Source organism: Mycobacterium sp. E183 (assembly GCF_001667735.1).
GTDB lineage: Bacteria > Actinomycetota > Actinomycetes > Mycobacteriales > Mycobacteriaceae > Mycobacterium.
Genome location: NZ_LZJN01000169.1, coordinates 27,552 through 45,264 on the forward strand (window position 1 = coordinate 27,552; position 17,713 = coordinate 45,264).

At 67.6% G+C, this 17,713-nt stretch carries 19 protein-coding genes; 5 read left to right on the forward strand and 14 right to left on the reverse strand.

What is annotated here, in order from left to right; translation table 11 throughout:
- The first annotated feature begins 126 nt into the window (after positions 1-126).
- On the forward strand, positions 127-252 hold the full coding sequence (locus A5691_RS28140; RefSeq protein WP_007167223.1) for a hypothetical protein: 126 nt from the start codon (positions 127-129) through the stop codon (positions 250-252).
- Between the two features lie 66 nt (positions 253-318).
- Here the strand turns inward: A5691_RS28140 and A5691_RS20225 are convergent, their stop codons facing one another.
- The 4 genes from A5691_RS20225 to A5691_RS20240 all read right to left on the reverse strand — a co-directional run bounded on the left by A5691_RS20225 (position 319) and on the right by A5691_RS20240 (position 3,850).
- A complete protein-coding gene (locus tag A5691_RS20225; protein ID WP_067781600.1) occupies positions 319-1,743 on the reverse strand; it encodes an NAD(P)(+) transhydrogenase (Re/Si-specific) subunit beta in 1,425 nt (474 codons plus the stop codon).
- On the reverse strand, positions 1,740-2,069 hold the full coding sequence (locus A5691_RS20230; protein WP_007167221.1) for an NAD(P) transhydrogenase subunit alpha: 330 nt from the start codon (positions 2,067-2,069) through the stop codon (positions 1,740-1,742). Before A5691_RS20230 ends, A5691_RS20225 begins: the two co-directional genes overlap by 4 nt.
- Positions 2,070-2,078: 9 nt before the next feature.
- The gene (locus tag A5691_RS20235) at positions 2,079-3,161 is read right to left on the reverse strand and encodes a Re/Si-specific NAD(P)(+) transhydrogenase subunit alpha (protein ID WP_067755253.1); all 1,083 of its coding nucleotides are present in this window, start codon (positions 3,159-3,161) and stop codon (positions 2,079-2,081) included.
- A 227-nt stretch (positions 3,162-3,388) separates the two neighbouring features.
- Entirely contained in the window at positions 3,389-3,850 is a 462-nt protein-coding gene (locus tag A5691_RS20240) for a nuclear transport factor 2 family protein (RefSeq protein ID WP_068017667.1), read from the reverse strand.
- A gap of 240 nt (positions 3,851-4,090) precedes the next feature.
- On the opposite strand from A5691_RS20240, the gene A5691_RS20245 reads away from it, so the two are divergent.
- Complete coding sequence (locus A5691_RS20245) at positions 4,091-5,311, forward strand: acyl-CoA dehydrogenase family protein (RefSeq protein ID WP_067755350.1); 1,221 nt, start codon at positions 4,091-4,093, stop codon at positions 5,309-5,311.
- Positions 5,304-6,128: a tyrosine-protein phosphatase gene (locus A5691_RS20250; protein WP_067781597.1), complete on the forward strand. Its 825-nt coding sequence runs from the start codon at positions 5,304-5,306 to the stop codon at positions 6,126-6,128. Before A5691_RS20245 ends, A5691_RS20250 begins: the two co-directional genes overlap by 8 nt.
- On the opposite strand, the gene A5691_RS20255 is transcribed toward A5691_RS20250, so the two are convergent.
- From A5691_RS20255 to A5691_RS20285, 7 genes are all read right to left on the reverse strand, one after another.
- Complete coding sequence (locus tag A5691_RS20255; protein ID WP_067755260.1) at positions 6,125-6,988, reverse strand: SDR family oxidoreductase; 864 nt, start codon at positions 6,986-6,988, stop codon at positions 6,125-6,127. The genes A5691_RS20250 and A5691_RS20255 overlap by 4 nt on opposite strands.
- A 53-nt stretch (positions 6,989-7,041) precedes the next feature.
- The gene (locus A5691_RS20260; RefSeq protein ID WP_067755262.1) at positions 7,042-8,469 is read right to left on the reverse strand and encodes an aldehyde dehydrogenase family protein; all 1,428 of its coding nucleotides are present in this window, start codon (positions 8,467-8,469) and stop codon (positions 7,042-7,044) included.
- Positions 8,470-8,598: 129 nt separating this feature from the next.
- Positions 8,599-9,528, reverse strand: a complete 930-nt coding sequence (locus tag A5691_RS20265; RefSeq protein WP_068017546.1) for an SAM-dependent methyltransferase — start codon at positions 9,526-9,528, stop codon at positions 8,599-8,601.
- The gene (locus A5691_RS20270; RefSeq protein WP_068017548.1) at positions 9,528-10,469 is read right to left on the reverse strand and encodes a class I SAM-dependent methyltransferase; all 942 of its coding nucleotides are present in this window, start codon (positions 10,467-10,469) and stop codon (positions 9,528-9,530) included. The genes A5691_RS20265 and A5691_RS20270 overlap by 1 nt, the downstream gene beginning before the upstream one ends.
- Positions 10,470-10,498: 29 nt before the next feature.
- Positions 10,499-11,440: a class I SAM-dependent methyltransferase gene (locus A5691_RS20275; protein WP_068017552.1), complete on the reverse strand. Its 942-nt coding sequence runs from the start codon at positions 11,438-11,440 to the stop codon at positions 10,499-10,501.
- 72 nt (positions 11,441-11,512) lie between these two features.
- Positions 11,513-12,148 (reverse strand): TetR/AcrR family transcriptional regulator, encoded by a 636-nt coding sequence (locus A5691_RS20280; RefSeq protein ID WP_067755274.1) that lies wholly within the window; start codon positions 12,146-12,148, stop codon positions 11,513-11,515.
- A gap of 2 nt (positions 12,149-12,150) precedes the next feature.
- The gene (locus A5691_RS20285; RefSeq protein WP_068017555.1) at positions 12,151-13,134 is read right to left on the reverse strand and encodes a pirin family protein; all 984 of its coding nucleotides are present in this window, start codon (positions 13,132-13,134) and stop codon (positions 12,151-12,153) included.
- Positions 13,135-13,316: 182 nt separating this feature from the next.
- Here A5691_RS20285 and A5691_RS20290 point away from each other — a divergent pair, with 182 nt between their 5' ends.
- A complete protein-coding gene (locus A5691_RS20290) occupies positions 13,317-15,284 on the forward strand; it encodes a chloride channel protein (RefSeq protein WP_068017556.1) in 1,968 nt (655 codons plus the stop codon).
- Here A5691_RS20290 and dps read toward each other — a convergent pair.
- A complete protein-coding gene (gene dps, locus A5691_RS20295) occupies positions 15,281-15,826 on the reverse strand; it encodes a DNA starvation/stationary phase protection protein Dps (protein WP_068017559.1) in 546 nt (181 codons plus the stop codon). The genes A5691_RS20290 and dps overlap by 4 nt on opposite strands.
- A gap of 94 nt (positions 15,827-15,920) precedes the next feature.
- Positions 15,921-16,832, reverse strand: a complete 912-nt coding sequence (locus tag A5691_RS20300; RefSeq protein WP_068017561.1) for a DNA-3-methyladenine glycosylase — start codon at positions 16,830-16,832, stop codon at positions 15,921-15,923.
- A 51-nt stretch (positions 16,833-16,883) separates the two neighbouring features.
- On the opposite strand from A5691_RS20300, the gene A5691_RS20305 reads away from it, so the two are divergent.
- Positions 16,884-17,282, forward strand: coding sequence for a nuclear transport factor 2 family protein (locus A5691_RS20305; protein WP_067755290.1), 399 nt, complete (start codon positions 16,884-16,886; stop codon positions 17,280-17,282).
- Here A5691_RS20305 and A5691_RS20310 read toward each other — a convergent pair.
- Entirely contained in the window at positions 17,279-17,659 is a 381-nt protein-coding gene (locus A5691_RS20310; RefSeq protein WP_067755293.1) for a DUF427 domain-containing protein, read from the reverse strand. The two genes, A5691_RS20305 and A5691_RS20310, sit on opposite strands and share 4 nt — an antisense overlap.
- Positions 17,660-17,713: the final 54 nt, after the last annotated feature.

Consider the following 17,713-nt stretch of genomic DNA (forward strand, 5'->3'; position numbering starts at 1 on the left):
TGCCGGGCAAGGCCAATTATCAATCAACTGGTTGGACAGTTTAGGCAAACGCCAGGTGTCGCCCCGACACGGATGGGACTAGACTCGCTGTCACAAAGCTCAAGTCGCGACTGGAGGGGTGGCCTCATGGATCCGAGTCCGGACTACGACGCTAGCGACGAGATCGAGTTCTTCTTCCGCTACGTCCCGTGGGGGCTGCGCGGGGTGGTCGACGGCAACGGCTACCCGCCGCCCGCCTACCCGCCCGTCTAGCGACCCTGGTGGCGACCCGCAGCGCCCGGTTCCGCCGCGCTCGCGATCGCCACGGCCGTCTGGCCCTTAAAGCGCCTTCAGTTCCTCGGCGACCTCGGTCACCGACTTCTTCGCGTCCCCGAACAGCATCGTCGTGCCCTCGGCGTAGAACAGCGGGTTGTCGATGCCCGCGAACCCGGAGTTCATCGACCGCTTGAGCACGATCACCGACTTGGCCTTGTCGACGTTGAGAATGGGCATGCCGTAGATCGGACTGGATTGCTCGTTGCGCGCCGCCGGGTTGGTGACGTCGTTGGCGCCGATGACGATCGCCACGTCGGTGCGGGCGAACTCGTCGTTGATGTCGTCCATGTCCTTCATGGCGTCGTAGTCGACCTCGGCCTCGGCCAGCAGCACGTTCATGTGGCCGGGCATGCGGCCGGCGACCGGGTGGATCGCGTACTTGACCGGGACGCCCTTGTCCTCCAGCAGCGACGCCATGTCCTTGACCGCGTGTTGGGCCTGCGCGACCGCCAGACCGTAGCCGGGAACCACGATCACCTGGTTGGCGTAGGCCATCTGGATCGCCGCGTCGGCGGCCGACGTGGCCTTGACGTGCTTGTCGCCGCCGCCGTCCCCACTGGGCGCGACGCCGCCGCCGCCGAAGCCGCCCGCGACGATCGCCGGGATGGAGCGGTTCATCGCCTTGGCCATGAGGTTGGTCAGGATCGAACCGGAGGCGCCGACGATCATGCCCGCCACGATCATCGCGGTGTTGTTCAGCGCCAGGCCGGCCGCCGCGGCCGACAGCCCGGTCATCGCGTTGAGCAGGGAGATGACCACCGGCATGTCGGCGCCGCCGATCGGCAGCACCACCATCAGGCCGAGCACACCGGCGGCGGCCAGCAGGCCGATCATCCACCACAACGGCACCCCACCGGTGCCGGGATGCGCGTGCAGGCCGATGACCACCGCGGCGGCCACCGCGGCGGCCAGCAGCAGCAGGTTGATCGGCTGTTGCGCCCTGCCGAAGCCGATCGGCGCCCCGGAGATGATCTCCTGCAGCTTGCCGAACGCGATGATCGATCCCCAGAACGAGATCGAGCCGATGATCGCGGCGAAGAGCGACGCCACCACGATGTGCACGGTCGGCGACTCCCCGTGCTGGAAGGCCGAGAAGCCGCTGGTCTCAATGAATTCCGACAGCGCGATCAGCGCGACGGTACCGCCGCCCACGCCGTTGAAGAAGGCCACCAGCTGCGGCATGGCGGTCATCTTGGTCAGCCGGGCGGGCGGAACGCCGAGCACCACGCCCACGACCAGGCCGGCGATGATCAGCACCCAGGACTCGGTATGGCGGATCTTGATCAGCGTCGCGCCCACGGCGATGGCCATGCCGACCGCGGCGATCAGGTTGCCCCGCACCGCGGTCTTGGGCCCGGTCAGGCCCATCAAGCCATAGATGAAGAGGGCGAACGAGATGATGTAGAGGACGGTGACCAGGTAGTTCATTTCGCCGCCAGGTCTTCGGTCTTCACGGGCACGGCCTTCTTCTTGCCCTTGAACATCCCGAGCATCCGGTCGGTGACGATGAAGCCGCCGATGACGTTGAGCGTCCCGAACACCACCGCGACGAACAGGATGATCTGCACCGCCAGCGAGGGGTGCTCCACCTCGCCGAAGACCACCAGCGCCCCCAGCACCACGATGCCGTGAATCGCGTTGGTCCCCGACATCAACGGCGTGTGCAGGGTGTTGGGCACCTTGGAGATGACGGCGAACCCGACGAACCCGGACAGCACCAGGATCGCCAGATTGGCCAATAACTCGTCGTACATGTAGTCCTCTCAGGCCCGCGTGACACAGGAGGCCGCAACGACCTCGTCGTCGAAGTCGGGGGCCAGCTTGCCATCGGTGATCAACAGGTCCAGTAGCGCCGTGATGTTCTTGCTGTACAGCTCGCTCGCGTGCTCGGGCATCGTCGCCGGCAGGTTCAGCGGCGAGGCGATGGTCACGTCGTGCTTGACGACCGTCTTCCCGGGCTCGGTGAGTTCGCAGTTGCCTCCGGTCTCCCCGGCCAGGTCGACGACGACGCTGCCGGGCTTCATCGACTCCACCGCCGCGGCGGTCACCAGGCGCGGCGCGGGACGCCCCGGGACGAGCGCGGTAGTGATCACGACGTCGAACCCGGCGATCGCCTTCTCCAGCGACTCCTGCTGCTCGGCGCGTTCGGACTCGGTGAGCTCGCGGGCGTATCCGCCCTCACCGGCCGCGTCGATGCCGAGGTCCAGCCACTGCGCCCCCACCGAGCGGACCTGGTCGGCCACCTCCGGGCGCACGTCGTAACCGGAGGTGCGCGCGCCCAGCCGCTTGGCCGTCGCAAGCGCTTGCAGGCCGGCCACCCCGACGCCGAGCACCAGCACGCTGGCCGGCTTCACGGTGCCGGCCGCCGTGGTCAACATGGGGAAGAACCGCGTCGACTCCGACGCGGCCAGCAGGACGGCCTTATAGCCGGCCACGTTGGCCTGCGACGAGAGCGCGTCCATCACCTGGGCCCGCGAGATGCGCGGAATGGCCTCGAGTGCGAACGCCTGCACCCCGGCCTCGGTCAGCGCGCCGATCGAGTTGTCGGCGTTGCGCGGTGCCAGGAACCCGATGAGCGTCTGCCCGCGGCGCAGCCTGCCGACCTCTTCTTTGGTCGGCGGCGCCACCTTCACGACGATGTCGGCGGTCCAGGCGTCCCCGATGCTCGCGCCGGCCTCGGTGTAGAGCTGGTCGGGCAGCAACGCCTTTTCGCCCGCCCCCGACTCGACCACCACCGCCACACCGCTGCTGATCAGCGACGCCACCGCCTTGGGGACCAGCGCGACCCGTCGTTCGTCGGCCCCGGACTCCGCGACCACCCCTACCGTCGTCTGCGCATCTGTCATGGCGCGTACATCTGCTTTCCCGTTTCCTGCCGTTTGGATGTGCCGCTGGCTGGCCGCACGCTTCGCTACCTTAACGCCTGCCGGTTTTCGGCCCGGACGTGCGATCGACCGGGGCGGGATGCCCCCGAGCGGCCGATCGACTCCCGTCGATGGTTCGTCACCCGAGGCGCACGCAGTACCGGCCGCCGTGTTGTGGAGTCACACCAAGGCGTTGTGGCCGCGGCGGGTTACCAGAGCGGGATGTCCCGGCCGTGCTGGTCGGCGGGCCGCGGGCCAAAGTAGCGGCGCTCGGACTCGTCGATGCGCACGTCGTTGATGCTGGCCTCGCGACGCGCCATCAACCCCGACGGGGAGAACTCCCACAGCTCGTTACCGTAGCTGCGGTACCACTGGCCGCCCGCGTCGCGGCATTCGTATTGGAACCGAACGGCGATGCGGTTGTCGTGAAAGTCCCACAAGCTTTTCCGCAACGCGTAGTCGAGCTCGCGCTGCCACTTACGGGTCAGGAACGCCACGATCGCATCGCGGCCGACGACGTGTTCGTCGCGGTTTCGCCACTGCGAGTCGGGCGTGTAGGCCAGGCTGACCTGGTGCGGGTCGCGCGTGTTCCACGCGTCCTCGGCGGCCTGCACCTTCTGCAGCGCCTTCTCGTAGGTGAACGGGGGTAACGGCGGACGGGACTCGGTCATGGCGTCCATGGTGCTCGACGGCAATCGCGACACATAAACGTCTGCGACGACACGCCGCAGCCGAACGCAATGGGTTATGTCTCGCGGACCCGCGACCACTCGCCCTACCGCGAGGCCGCAACCACGCACACCCGTCGCGGCGTGCCGTGTCCGAGGTTTCAGTGTCGCGCGGGTGAACCAAAGCACTCGCCATATGGGCCCACCCCACACGTGTCCTATCGTGGCGGCATGGACTTCGCGATGTCGGACAAAGCCAACGACTACCACAAGCGACTGTCCGACTTCATGACCGAGTACGTCTTCCCGGCCGAGGCCGACTACGAGAAGTACCGGCACGAGGCCGGCCCGAACGATCACACCGTCCCGCCGATCATCGAGGAACTCAAGACCAAGGCCAAAGCGGCCGGGTTGTGGAACCTGTTCCTGCCCGCCGAGTCGGGCCTGACCAACCTCGAATACGCGCCGCTGGCCGAGCTCACCGGCTGGAGCCTGGAGATCGCGCCGGAGGCGCTCAATTGCGCGGCACCGGATACCGGCAACATGGAGACCCTGCACCTGTTCGCCACCGAGGAACAGCGCAAGCAGTGGCTGGAGCCGTTGCTGGCCGGCGAAATCCGCAGCGCCTTCTCGATGACCGAGCCCGCGGTCGCCAGCAGCGACGCGCGCAACATCGAGACGTCCATCCTCCGCGACGGCGGGGACTACGTGATCAACGGGCGCAAGTGGTGGACGTCCGGCGCGTCGGACCCGCGCTGCAAGATCCTGATCGTGATGGGGCGCACCAACCCCGAGGCGGCCAGCCATCAGCAACAGTCGATGGTGCTGGTGCCCATCGACACCCCCGGCGTGACCGTGGTCCGCTCGACCACCGTCTTCGGTTACCAGGACCAGCCCGGGCACTGCGAGATCATCTACGACAACGTCCGGGTGCCGGTCACCAACCTGCTCGGCGAGGAGGGCGGCGGCTTCGCGATCGCCCAGGCCCGGCTGGGACCGGGCCGCATCCACCACTGCATGCGCGCACTCGGTGGCGCCGAACGCGCGCTGGCCCTGATGGTGGACCGCGCCAGCAAGCGGGTGGCATTCGGCCGCCCGCTGGCCGAGCAGGGCGTGGTTCGGGAGGCAATCGCTAAGTCGCGCAACGAGATCGACCAGGCCCGCCTGCTGTGCCATAAGGCGGCGTGGACCATCGACCAGCACGGCAACAAGGCCGCCCACACGCTCGTCTCGCAGATCAAGGCGGTGGCGCCGCAGGTGGCCTGCGACGTGATCGACCGCGCGATCCAGGTGCACGGCGCCGCCGGGGTCAGCGAGGACACGGTGCTGGCCCGGTCGTACGGCTGGCACCGGGCCATGCGCCTCTTCGACGGCCCCGACGAGGTGCACATGCGGACCATCGCACGCGCCGAACTCGGCCGGGAGAAATCTCCGCTCGCTGCGGCGGTCACCTCGCATGACTGACACGCTGCGAGAGCTGTCCGGCGCGTGGAACTTTCGCGACGTCGCCGACAGCGCCGGCGGGTTGAAACCCGGACGGCTGTTCCGCTCCGGTGAGCTCAGCCGCCTCGATGACGAGGGACGGGACACGCTGCGCCAGTTAGGGATTACCGACGTCGCCGATCTGCGTGCCGCGCGCGAGGTCGCCCGGCGCGGCCCGGGACTGGTTCCCGACAGCGTCGAAATCCATCTGCTGCCCTTCCCCGATCTCGGCGACGAGGAGCCAGACGACGATGACGCGCCGCACGAAACGGCGTTTCGACGGCTGTTCCAGGGCGATCCCGACCAGTCGGACGAAGAGGTCAACGAGGCCGCCGTCCGCCACATGACCGACGAGTACCGCCAATTTCCCACCCGCAACGGGGCGCAACGCGCTGTGCGGCATGTCTTTTCGTTGCTGGCGGCGGGGCGTCCAGTGCTCACGCACTGCTTCGCGGGTAAGGATCGCACCGGTTTTGTGATCGCCACCGTGTTGGAGACGATCGGCATCGACCACGACACCATCGTCGCCGATTACCTGCGCAGCAACGCCGCGGTGCCCCAACTGCGCGAACACATCTACGAGATGATTCAGCATCGCTCCGACGTCGAATTGACGCCGGAGGTGGTCACGTTCACCAAGGCGCGGCTGGCTGACGGTGTGCTTGGCGTGCGTCCGGAATACCTGGCTGCCGCGCGCGAGACGATAGACGCACGGTTCGGCTCGCTGAACGCCTACCTGCTCGATGCAGGCGTCACGCAGGCGGACATCGACCGCCTGCGTGACCAACTGCTGGTCTAACCCAGCTTGAAGTTCGCCTGCTTGGCCGCCGACAGGTCGTCGATCTCCGACCAGTGCGCGGCGACGTCCTCGACTGACGGCGGCTTGTCGAAGTTGGCGCCCTCGTTCTGGAACAGAGCCACCCGCTGCACCTTGCCTCCGCCGACGACGAAAACCGAAGCGGAGTTGGGGTTTTCCTCGGTGCACAGGTAGGCCACCACCGGCGCGACGTACTCGGGCGTCAGCTTCTCGAGCACCTCCTTGGGCAGGATGTCCTCGGTCATTCGGGTGGCCGCGATCGGCGCGACGGCGTTGGCGTGAATGTTGTACTTCGCGCCCTCCTGGGCCAGCGTGTTGATCATGCCGACCAGGCCGAGCTTGGCCGCGCCGTAGTTGGTCTGACCGAAGTTGCCGAACAGGCCGCTGGTGGAGGTGGCGACGACGACCCGGCCGTAGCTCTGCTCCCGGAAATGCGGCCACGCGGCGCGCAGCACGTTGTACCCGCCGTAGAGGTGGACCTTGAGCACGGCGTCCCAGTTGTCGTAGGTCATCTTGTGGAACGTGCCGTCGCGCAGGATGCCGGCGTTGCTCACCACACCGTGGATGGCGCCGAACTCGTCGAGCGCCGTCTTGATGATGTTGGCCGCGCCGTCGGGGTCCGCGACGCTGTCATAGTTGGCGGCCGCGCGCCCACCCGCGTCCCGGATCTCCTTGACCACCTCGTCGGCCATGTTGTGGCCGGCGCCCGTACCGTCGCGCGCACCGCCGAGGTCGTTCACGATGACGCTGGCGCCCTCCCGGGCAAGGGTCAGGGCGTATTCACGGCCCAATCCCCCACCGGCTCCGGTGACGACGATGACGCGATCCTGCACTCCGGGCATCAGGTTCCTCTCTACGATGAAAACGAGCGTCTAGCAAGCGATTTGGAGCAGTGTCAGAACATCCTGCGGGCCATCTTCATGGCACGCTCGGTGTACGGCGGGTAGATGAAGCTCGACAGGTCGGGCCGGGTCGGCTTGGTCAGCACCGACTTGCGGTGACTGAACTCCTCGAAACCGTACCGGCCGTGATAGGCGCCCATACCCGACGCCCCGACCCCACCGAACGGCAACTTGGCCGTCGACACCTGGAAGGCCAGGTGGTTGACCAGCATGCCGCCGGCCGGCACTTCCTTGATCACCCGCTCGCGGGTCTCCCGGGTCTTGGTGAACAGGTAGGCGGACAGCGGCTTTGGCCGCGCGTTGATGAAACGTATTGCCTCGTCGAGGGATTGGACGGTCACCACCGGCAGCACCGGCCCGAAGATCTCGTTCTGCATCAGCGGGCCGTTCGGGTCGGGGTCGACCACCACGGCGGGCTGGATGCGCAGACTCGAGGCATCACAGGCCCCGCCGACCGCGACCTTGCCGTCCCCGCTGGCGAGGTAGCCGCTGATCCGGTCGAATTGACGTTGATTGACGATCCGCATCCCGTTGGGTTTGTCCGCCGTGAACTTCGCGATGGCGGCACCGATCTTGCTCACCAGCTCGTCGCTGATCTTGGCGTCCGCCAACACATAGTCGGGCGCGACGCAGGTCTGGCCCGCGTTCAGCAGCTTCATCCACGCGATCCGCTTGGCGGCGACATCGACGTCGGCGTCGGCCGCCACGATCACCGGGCTCTTGCCGCCGAGTTCGAGCGTGCACGGGGTCAGGTGGGGTGCGGCCCCCTCGTACACCTTGCGGCCGATCTCGGTGCCGCCGGTGAACAGCAGTCGGTCGAGGCCCTGCGCGATCAGCTCCTGGCTGACCGACCCGTCGCCCTCGACCACGGCGATCGCATCGTTGTCGAGGTACCTGGGCACCAGTTCGGCCATCAGGTGCGCGGACGCCTCGGCGATCTCCGAGGGCTTGAGGATGACGGCGTTGCCGGCGGCGATCGCGCCGACGGCGGGCCCCAGGGTCAGGTAGAACGGGTAATTCCACGCGCCGATGATCAGCACGGTGCCGTAGGGTTCGTATTCGATCCAGCCACGGCCGGGCAGCTGCGGCATCTCGAGCAGCTGGTAGCGGCGCCGCGTCCACCTGCGCACTCGCTTGGCCGCAAACTTCGCCTCGCCGGCGGTGGTCGCGATGTCGGCGATGAACGCCTCGAACGGGCTGCGGTCCAGGTCCTTGGCGAGAGCGTCCGCGATGGCCGCCTCGTTCTCTTCCATCAGCTTCGCCAGCTGCAGCAGCTGCCGCTTGCGCCACTCGATGTCGCGGGTGCGCCCCGTCGCGAACGTCTTGCGGAGCCGTGCCACCGTTGCGGGAACGTCTACCTGCTGAGCGGTCGGCGCGCCGTTGGTGGCGGATGTCTTGGGTGTAACCGATTCGGTGGTCATCGTCGTCCTTCCCCTGCTTCGGTCATCCCTGGCGCGCCCGCTGCTCGTCGCACAAGCGCTCATGGGTGATAACCGCGATCCTAACCATCCGGTTGGGAGAGCAGTTAGAAAGGAGCTGGCTGCGGCCGGTCAGGGTTTGGTGGCGGTCACATAGGTGATCACAAACGGCCGGCCATCGGGCTGCGGCGGCCGTCCCAGCCGGAGCGCCTCTTCGTGCCCGTCGACCACCCCGGTGATCCAGCCGCGCGCGGTGAACCAGTCCGCACAGTCGGGCCTCTCCCCGTCCTCGAACCACAAGTCGAAAGGATTGAAAGAGGTGTCTTGGCCGCGCGCTTCGCGCTTGGCGCGCAATTCGGCAAACCTCGCCTCCGCTTCCCGGCGCCTCTCCGGGTCGATGCCGAAGTCTTCGACCGAGACCTGGCTGCTCGATGCGCTCAGCCCGTCGATAGCGACGAACAGGGCTTCCTGCGCCGCCACCGGCAGGAACGGCAGCAGCCCTTCGGCCAGCCAAGCGGTCGGCTGACCCGCGTCAAAACCCTTGTCTCGCAATGCTCGTGGCCAGTCGTGGCGCAAGTCGACGGGGACGGGCCGCCGGTCGGCGAGCGGCGTCGCACCGTGCTTGGCGAGAGTCTCGGTCTTGTATTCCAGCACCTTGGGCAGATCGATCTCGTAGACGACGGTGCCGGCCGGCCAATCCAACCGGTAGGCGCGCGAATCGAGACCGGCGGCGAGGAGCACCACCTGCCGAATGCCGGCCTGTGCGGCGGCGGCGAAATACGCATCGAAGAAGCGGGTCCGCACCGCCTGCGAGTCGATCATGTTCTGAGACCGGACCGAGAAGTCTTCGTCTTCCGGGTCGTCCGGGTCCCCGGCCCACCACGCGGCCACCTGCTCGCGAACTCCCGCCAGCTCGGGGGTGGAGACCAGCGGCTCGGCGAACTGGTCACGGATGAGCGGCTCGTCGCTGGCGGTCTCTGCGGCACGGGCCAGGGCGACCATCACCGCGGTCGCGCCGACGCTGGTGGCGATGTCCCAGGAGTCGTCCAGCGAGCGCGGCATTAAAGCCGCTCGGCGACGACGAAGTCGGAGAAGGCGTCCTTGTCGTTGTCCACCTCCGCGCTTTGCACCCTGCGGTTCAGGCGGTGCATCTCGTCGATCGAATTCTCCGCTGTGGCGCGCCAGCCGTGCTCGTTGAGCCACTCGGTGAGGTCCGCACGGTGCTCGTCGCGGTACATCAGCTCGCCGACGTCGACGGTCTCCTCCAGGCCCAACTCGTCGGCGACCTTCCTGAACCGTTCCCGCATCTGCTGGCGACGCTCCTCGGCGTGCATGGGTGCCGTCTCGGCCGAGACGCGGCTGCCGGCCGGGCTCAGCTCGCCGATTTGGGTGAACAGCTTGTCCTGGGCCTCGGCGGGCAGATACATCAGCAGTCCCTCGGCGAGCCAGGCCGTCGGCCGGGTCGGGTCGAAGCCGGCGGCGCGCAGCGCGGCGGGCCAGTCCTCCCGCAGGTCGATGGCAACCTCGCGGCGATCGGCGGACGGGGTGGCGCCGCTTTCGGCCAGCGTGGCCGATTTGTACGCCAGCACCTGCGGCTGGTCGATCTCGTAGACGACGGTGCCGGCCGGCCAATCCAGCCGGTAGGCCCGGGAGTCCAGCCCCGACGCGAGGATCACCACCTGCCGGATTCCGGCGGCCACGGCGTCGGCGAAGTAAGAGTCGAAGAAGTGGGTCCGCACCGCCTGGTAACCGCGCATGTGCCGGATGCGGGCGGCGGATTCTTCGTCGATGGCCTCGATCTTGGCAACGATCTCCGGGTCCAGCATCGCCTCCCACAAGACCGCGGCACCGGCGTTGTTGACCAGCAGCCGGGCATAGGGGTCGCGGATCAGCGGATCGGGCTGCTCGGTTTCGATGGCGCGCGCGGCGGCCACCATGACCGCCGTGCTGCCGACGCTGGTTTTGATGTCCCAGGTGTCGTCGTGGGTGCGCAGTGAACTCATCGGGTTGCTCCTCGGGTCCTTGGCGTAGGTCAGGCGGTCGGGTCGCCGAGACGGGCCCGCAGCAGGATGCTGCGCACCGCGTCGTCGACCAGGTCTTCGGGTACCGGGCGGCCCAGCCGGGCCATCTCCTCGCGGTTGTCCACGGCCCGCACCTGCCAGCCGTGGTCGGTCAGCCACTGGGCCGCGTCCGAACGGTCCGGCTCGTCATAGGTCAGCGCCTGGACGTTGACGTCCAGGCCCAGCCGTTCGCGCATCCGCAGCCAGCGCCGCGAATTGCTCCGCTTGTTCATGCCGAACGCCTCGATGGCGACCTGGCTTCCCGGGGCGCTCAGGGCGGTGAACATTTCGAAGAGGCGGTCTTGCGCGTCGCTCGGCAGGTACGGGAGCAAGCCCTCGGCCAGCCAGGCCGTCGGTTGGGTGCGGTCGAACCCCGCCGCCGCCAATGCCGCCGGCCAATCGTCACGCAGGTCGACGGGGACCGGGCGGCGGCTGGCGGTGGGGGTGGCGCCGTGGCGCTGCAGCACTCCGGTTTTGTAATCGAGCACCTTGGGCTGGTCGATCTCGTAAACCGCGGTGCCGTCCGGCCAGTCGAGGCGGTACGCCCGCGAGTCCAGTCCCGCGGCCAGGATGACCACTTGCCGGATTCCGGCCATCGCGGCGTCGGCGAAGTACTCGTCGAAGAAGTGCGTCCGCACGGCCTGGTAGTCGATGCCGATCCGGTGCGCGCGCCGGCCGGGCTCGTCGCCGTCGAGCCAGGCCAGCTCGGGGTCGGCGAGCCGTTCCCAGGCCGGGCCGGCCGACGACACGAGGATGCGCGCGAACTCGTCGCGGATGAGCGGATCATTCCCCGCGGTTTCCGCCGCGCGCGCCGCCGCGACGCCCAGCGCGGTGGCACCGACGAGTTCGGTGATGGCCCAGCTGTCGCCGGAGGATCTCAGGGAAGGCGGTAACGACTCGTCCAGATCAGTCATGACCTGACGATCTTACCGGGATAAGTTAGTTAGCCTATACGCTTTGTGCGCAACTTCACTGCCGGCGCGGGTCTAGGCGTTGGACCGCCGGAACGCTCCCTCGAGCAGCCGCCGAATCATTCCGGTGATGGACAGCAGGGCTTCGGGACCTTGAACGAAGCCCGCGTACAAACCCACCCCGCACATCAGCACGAGCAGTGCCTCGATCAACGCCGGCACGTCGACGTCGGCGGGGACCTCGCCGCGCTCCAATCCGTCGTTGACGACGCGAACGAGGAATTCGCGGCAGATCCGCACGGAGTCGTTTTCGGCTGTTTTCCATTCCGGGTGCCGCTGCGACTCGAGCACCCCGGAGATAATCAACGCCGACCCGGCGGGATTCTCGGAATTGGCGCGGGCCGCCGCGGATATGAATGCGGTCAGTTGCCCCACCAGTGTGGTCTCCCGCTCGGCCTGTCTGATCCCGCTTCCGATGATGGCTTCGTTGGTTTGCTCCAACAACTCCCGATACAGGACGCGCTTGCTGGAGAAGTAGTGGTTGATCGCCGGCCGGGTCAGGTCGGCGCGGGCCGCGATGGCCTGGAACGTCGCCCCGTCGTATCCCCGCTCGCTGAACACAAGGCGGGCCGCCTGCATGATCCGCTGTCGCGTCTCATCGGCCTTTGCGGCTGGGGGGCGTCCAGGCCTGCGGCTCACCCCTGAAGACATCGTTAAAGTGTGCCATTGCCATGGTGTGGCATTAGCGCGTTTGGCGGAATGCTGCCGAACTTTCCAGCCTGGTAGTCCTGCACCGCCTCGACCAATTCCGCCCTCGAGTTCATCACGAATGGCCCGTAGTGGAATACGGGTTCGCGAATGGGTTGGCCGCCCAGCAGCAGCACATCCATGGCGCTAGTGCGCGACGATTCCTGCGCCTGGTCGGCGCCCACGGTGATCCGATCCCCGGGGCCGAGCACGGCCAGTTGGCCCTGCCGAATCGGATGAGCGACCGGACCGACGTATCCGCTGCCGGACAGCACGTAGACGAGCGCGTTGAAGTCGCGCCGCCACGGCAGGTTCAGCCGAGCGCCGTTTTCGATTGTCGTGTGCGCGAGCGTGATCGGCGTGTGGGTGATCCCGGGCCCCCGATGACCGTCGACCTCGCCCGCGATGATGCGCACCAGCGCCCCGCCGTCGTCGGAGGCGATCAGCTTCGCATCGCCCCCTTCGATGGCCTGATAGCGCGGGGGCGCGAACTTGTCCCGCTTCGGCAGGTTCACCCACAGCTGGATGCCGTGGAACAGGCCGCCGCTGTCGACCAGTTCCGCGGGCGGCGTCTCGATGTGCAGGATCCCCGAACCGGCGGTCATCCACTGCGTGGCACCGTCGGTGATCAGGCCGCCGCCCCCGTGGGAGTCCTGGTGGGCGAACTTGCCGTCGATCATGTAGGTGACCGTCTCGAACCCGCGGTGTGGGTGCCAGTCGGTGCCCCTCGGCTCACCGGGTTGGTACTCGACCTCACCCATCTGGTCCATGTGCACGAAGGGGTCCAGCGCTGCGGCGCTGACCCCCGCGAAGGACCGGACGACGGGGAAGCCCTCCCCCTCGTAGCCGCGCGGGCCGGTGGTGATCGATCGGACCGGCCGCTCGGTCTCGGCCGGGACGGCGGCGCCGATCCGTGGCAATGTCAGCGTGTTGGCGGTGATGGCGGGCATGTGACCTCCGTAAATGTTAGCGATTCGTATAACCGGACCGCAGTCCAGTTATTCCCCGGCTCCTGCCTGCTCGGGCGATGGTTGAGTAGGGCAATATTTGCTCTGGGAAAGGGTCGGCGGTCCCGCACAATCGTTTGGACGGTCGACGAGCAAAGCGGGGCCGTCGGGGGAAGGATGCGCTGATGGGGCAAAAACCGACGGCCGCCGCTCCCATCCGGACCACCCGGCCCGTCTCCCGCGCCGTGGGTCAATTCGCCGGCTGGCTGCGCGCGAACCGGCTCGGGCTCTTCTGCGTGGCAATCATGGTCGGCCTTGGCGCCGGGATTGGCGCGGTGGCGTTCCGCTACCTGATCTTCGGCTTTACCTGGCTGGCGACGGGGCACGACGAGTTCGGCCAGGACGGTTGGGTGGGCAGCGACCATCTGCCCTGGCTGGGGATCGGCTTCTTCGTGGTCATCCCCGTCGTCGGCGGATTGCTATACGGACCGCTGATCTCGCGGTTCGCCCGAGAGGCTCGCGGCCACGGAGTCCCGGAAGTCATGATCGCGGTGGCCGAGAACGGCGGCCGCATCCGCCCCCAGGTGACCGTGGTGAAAGCGCTGGCCTCCGCGCTGTGCATCGGCACCGGGGGCTCCGTTGGCCGGGAGGGGCCGATCGTGCAGATCGGCGCGGCGCTCGCGTCCGGCTTCGGTCAGTGGGTGCGAATGCCGGAGAACCGGCTGCGTGTGCTGGTGGCCTGTGGCGCCGCGGGCGGCATCTCGGCCACCTTCAACGCCCCCATCACCGGGGTGTTCTTCGCCGTGGAGCTGATCCTCCGGGAACTGTCCGTCGAAGCAATCTTCACGATCATGCTCTCGTCGATGGTTGCCGACGTGGTCGCCCGCGTGTTCTTCGGCTCCGCGCCGTTCCTCACCGAGCTGCCCGCCGGGATCGAATTGGACCACATCGCCAATTACCTGTTGGTGGCGCTCCTAGCGGCGATCGCCGGGCTCATCGGGATCCTCTTCAAGAACGTTCTCTACAAGACCGAGGATCTGTGCGACCGGGTCTGGGGCAGCCGCCCGGATTGGGCGCGGCCAGCGGTCGGCGGAATCGTGCTCGGCCTGCTATTGCTGGCTGTCCCACAGCTCTATGGGGTGGGCTATCCGGTGATGTATGCCGCCTTCGCCGGGCACTATGCGCTATGGCTGTTGCTGGTCCTGGCCGCCGGCAAGATGCTGGCCTGCAGTCTGACCATCGGGATAGGCGGATCCGGCGGGGTGTTCGCTCCTTCTCTCTTTGTGGGGGCCACCTCCGGCATGGCTTTTGGGTTGTTCGTTCAGCACACCATCGGCACCGCCGTCGGGCATCCGGCCCTGTACGCGATCGTGGGCATGGGGGCCGTGTTCGCGTCCGCAGCCAGAGCCCCGCTCACCGCACTGGCCAGCACGGTCGAGATGACCGGGGATTTCACCCTGACCCTCCCGGTCATGCTGGCCGTGGCCGTCGGGACCACAGTGTCCCGCGGGGTCTCCTACGGCACCATCTACACCACCAAGCTGCTGCGCCGCGGCATTGACATCGATCGGCCCAAACCCACCCACGCCTTCGCCGACCTCACCGCAGCCGACGCGATGCACGGGTTCGCCGTCCCCCTGGATTTGACCCGTCCGACCGGCACCGTCGGTGGCGACCTCACCGCCTTGCTCGGCCCCCTCACCCGGATACGCGAACCGCAGGCGCTGTTCGCCAACGACAGCCTTGCCCAGGCGTTGCGCCAGCTCGTCCTATTCGGGCGTGACGGGCTGCCGGTCATCGACACCGAGGCCCGATCTGTCCAGGGCTGGCTGACAAATCAGAACGTGTTACGCGCGGTCGCCGCGTCCTTCACCGACATGGCGGCGGACACGCAACCGGCAACGCCTGACCACGACCCGCACAGCGAGCTCGACGGGTACTGCATCATCGAACACACCCTGGCCGAAGATTCGATGGCCGTCGGCCGGCTCCTGGGCGACCTCGAATTCCCGAACGACCACCTGCCCGTGTCGGTGCTGCACAACCGACGGCTCATCGACGCCGACGCCAGGTTACGGCTTTCCGTGGGCGACCGGATCAACATCCTGGCGCCCAAAAACGGTGCCGCGCAGGAGAACGCGTTACCCGACTAGGAGCTGCGAGCGGTGCTCGCCGCGTCCTTCTCGGTGGTCGACCCCTCGTGCGTCAACGTCCCGCCCGCGCTCTCCAGGTGCGCCCGCACGAACCACTGGAACTTCTCCAGGTTCCCGGCCTGATCGATCAGCAGGTCCTGCGTGACCGGGTCGAGCTCCTCGGTCTCCTCGATGTACTTGCGGATGTCCTCGATGACGCCGGTGTAGACCAGGTCGAGCGCCGCGAGGTGGGCCTGGACGGTGTCGCGGCCGACCGAATAGTCGTCCCAGGTGCGGTCTTTGATGATGGCCCCCGGCGTGCCCTGCGGCGACCCGCCCAGGGCGGCGATGCGCTCGGCGACGTCGTCGGCGAAACCGCGGACCGCATCCACCTGCGGGTCGATCATCTCGTGCACACCAATGAAGTTGGGCCCCACCACATTCCAGTGCACGTGCTTGAGGGTGAGGTGAAGGTCGTTGTAGGTGCTCAGTTGTTTCTGCAGCAGTTCGGTCAGCCGGGCTCCCTGCTTGTCGGTGAGTCCCGGGATGGTGAACTGTGTCATCGATTTCCTCCGTTTCGCACACGGTCACGTCTTCGGGGTTGGTTACCCGATGGCCGTTGCTGAAAACCCGGGGCCGGCGAGGCGATGACCACGTTTAGAGGTTGCTGATGTGCTGCACCGGCAGCCGGGCGCCCCGCCGCGGCTCATATGCCAGACCGCTGGCCTCGAGCAACCGGACCACCCGGTGGCGGTGCGGTCGCATGGGTTCGAGCAGTTCGACCATGCCGGCGTCGTCGACCGGGCGGCCGATCAACGTCCAGCCGATCATTTTCGGGATGTGATAGTCGCCCACCGACAGCGCGTCGGCGTCACCGAACGCCCGTTGCGCCGTCTCGGCGGCGGTCCATTCGCCCACGCCCGGCAACGACATCAGCGCCGCACGGGCCTGCGCCGCCGGACGGGATGCCAGTCGTTCCAGGGTGCTGGCCCGCTGCGCGCACGTCACCACCGTCCGCGCACGTCCGGGGTCGACATTGGCGCGGTGGAACTCCCACGACGGGATGTAGCGCCACGACTCGGCCGATGGCGGCACCCGCATCCTGGCCGGCGCCGGTCCCGGGGCGGGCGACCCGTACTTGGACACCAGCAGCCGCCACGATCGAAACGCGTCGGCGCCCGGCACCCGCTGCTCGATGATCGCGGGAATCAGCGCCTCGAGCACCAACCCGGTGCGACCCAGGCGAAGGTGGGGCACCCGGCGCTGCGCGGCGGCGACGGTCGGGTGGTGGGGCACGAAATCCGAGGCGTCGTCCTCGAGGCCGAGCAGCGCGGGCAGTCCCTCCACGAACTCCGGCGCCCCGCTTCCCCACGCGACGCAGTGCGCGGCGTTGGCGGCGGCCCGGCTGATCCGGGCGGTGACGGGTCCGGTGGGCAGCAGGCTGGTTCGCCAGATCGCGCCGTCGCCGGACGCCTGGAAACAGGGGTCCCCGGCCCCCCGCCGAAGCGGCGCCAACGTATGCCCGAAGCTGACCGCCCCCGGGAAAGTGACCGTGCGCGCGCTCTCCATCAACCAAATCTCCGATTGACCGTTAACGATGTGCCAAGTCAATATTGCGATGTGATGACGCCGTTCGATGACCCGCAGGGCGAACTGGCTTGGATGTTTCTACAGAGTGCGAGCGACGGCGGCGATCTCGACGAGGGCTTCACGCTGCTCAGCGACGACTTCACCTACTGGACTCTGCTCACGCGCTCCGAGTGTGACAAGGAAACGTTCCGGCGGGCGATCGAGCGCCGCAAACAGCAACTCGAGTTGACCATCGACCTGGTGCGCTGTGTCAACGAGGGAGAGACCGTGGTCGTCGAGGCGCAGGCCACCGGCACCACCACCGCCGGCGTCGAGTACGACAGCCCGTTCGTCTGCATCTTCGACACCCGCGACGGACTGATCGTCTCGATGCGCCTGTACAGCGACACCCGGGCGCACGAGGCCGCGCTTCCCGGGTGGACGTACTAGGAAGCCGACACGCTGATTTCGGCCTTGTTCGGGTAGAAGGCCACGTGGCCGGCGATCGCCGCGACCGCGGGATAGGGCTGCTCGTACGTCCAGATGACGTCCTCGACGATGTCGCCGTGCGAACCCGTCACGCTGTAATAGCTGGCCTCGCCCTTGAACGGGCAGTACGTGCTGGTGTCCGTGCGGGTCAGCCGGTCCTGCACCACGTCACTCATCGGAATGTACTGCACCGCAGGCAAACTGGCTTCCCGTAATTCCAGGGCGGCCGTCGTGTCGGCTACCAGCTCGCCGTTGACGCGAACCTGTACCCGCCCCTTCGTCGGCTCGATGGTGATCGGGTGGCCAGCGCTTGGCTCTTTGATTTCGGGGTGGCTCATGGTTTCCTCCTAGACGCCGATGGACGTTGCAACGCCATCCGGGTCTCGGGGCTT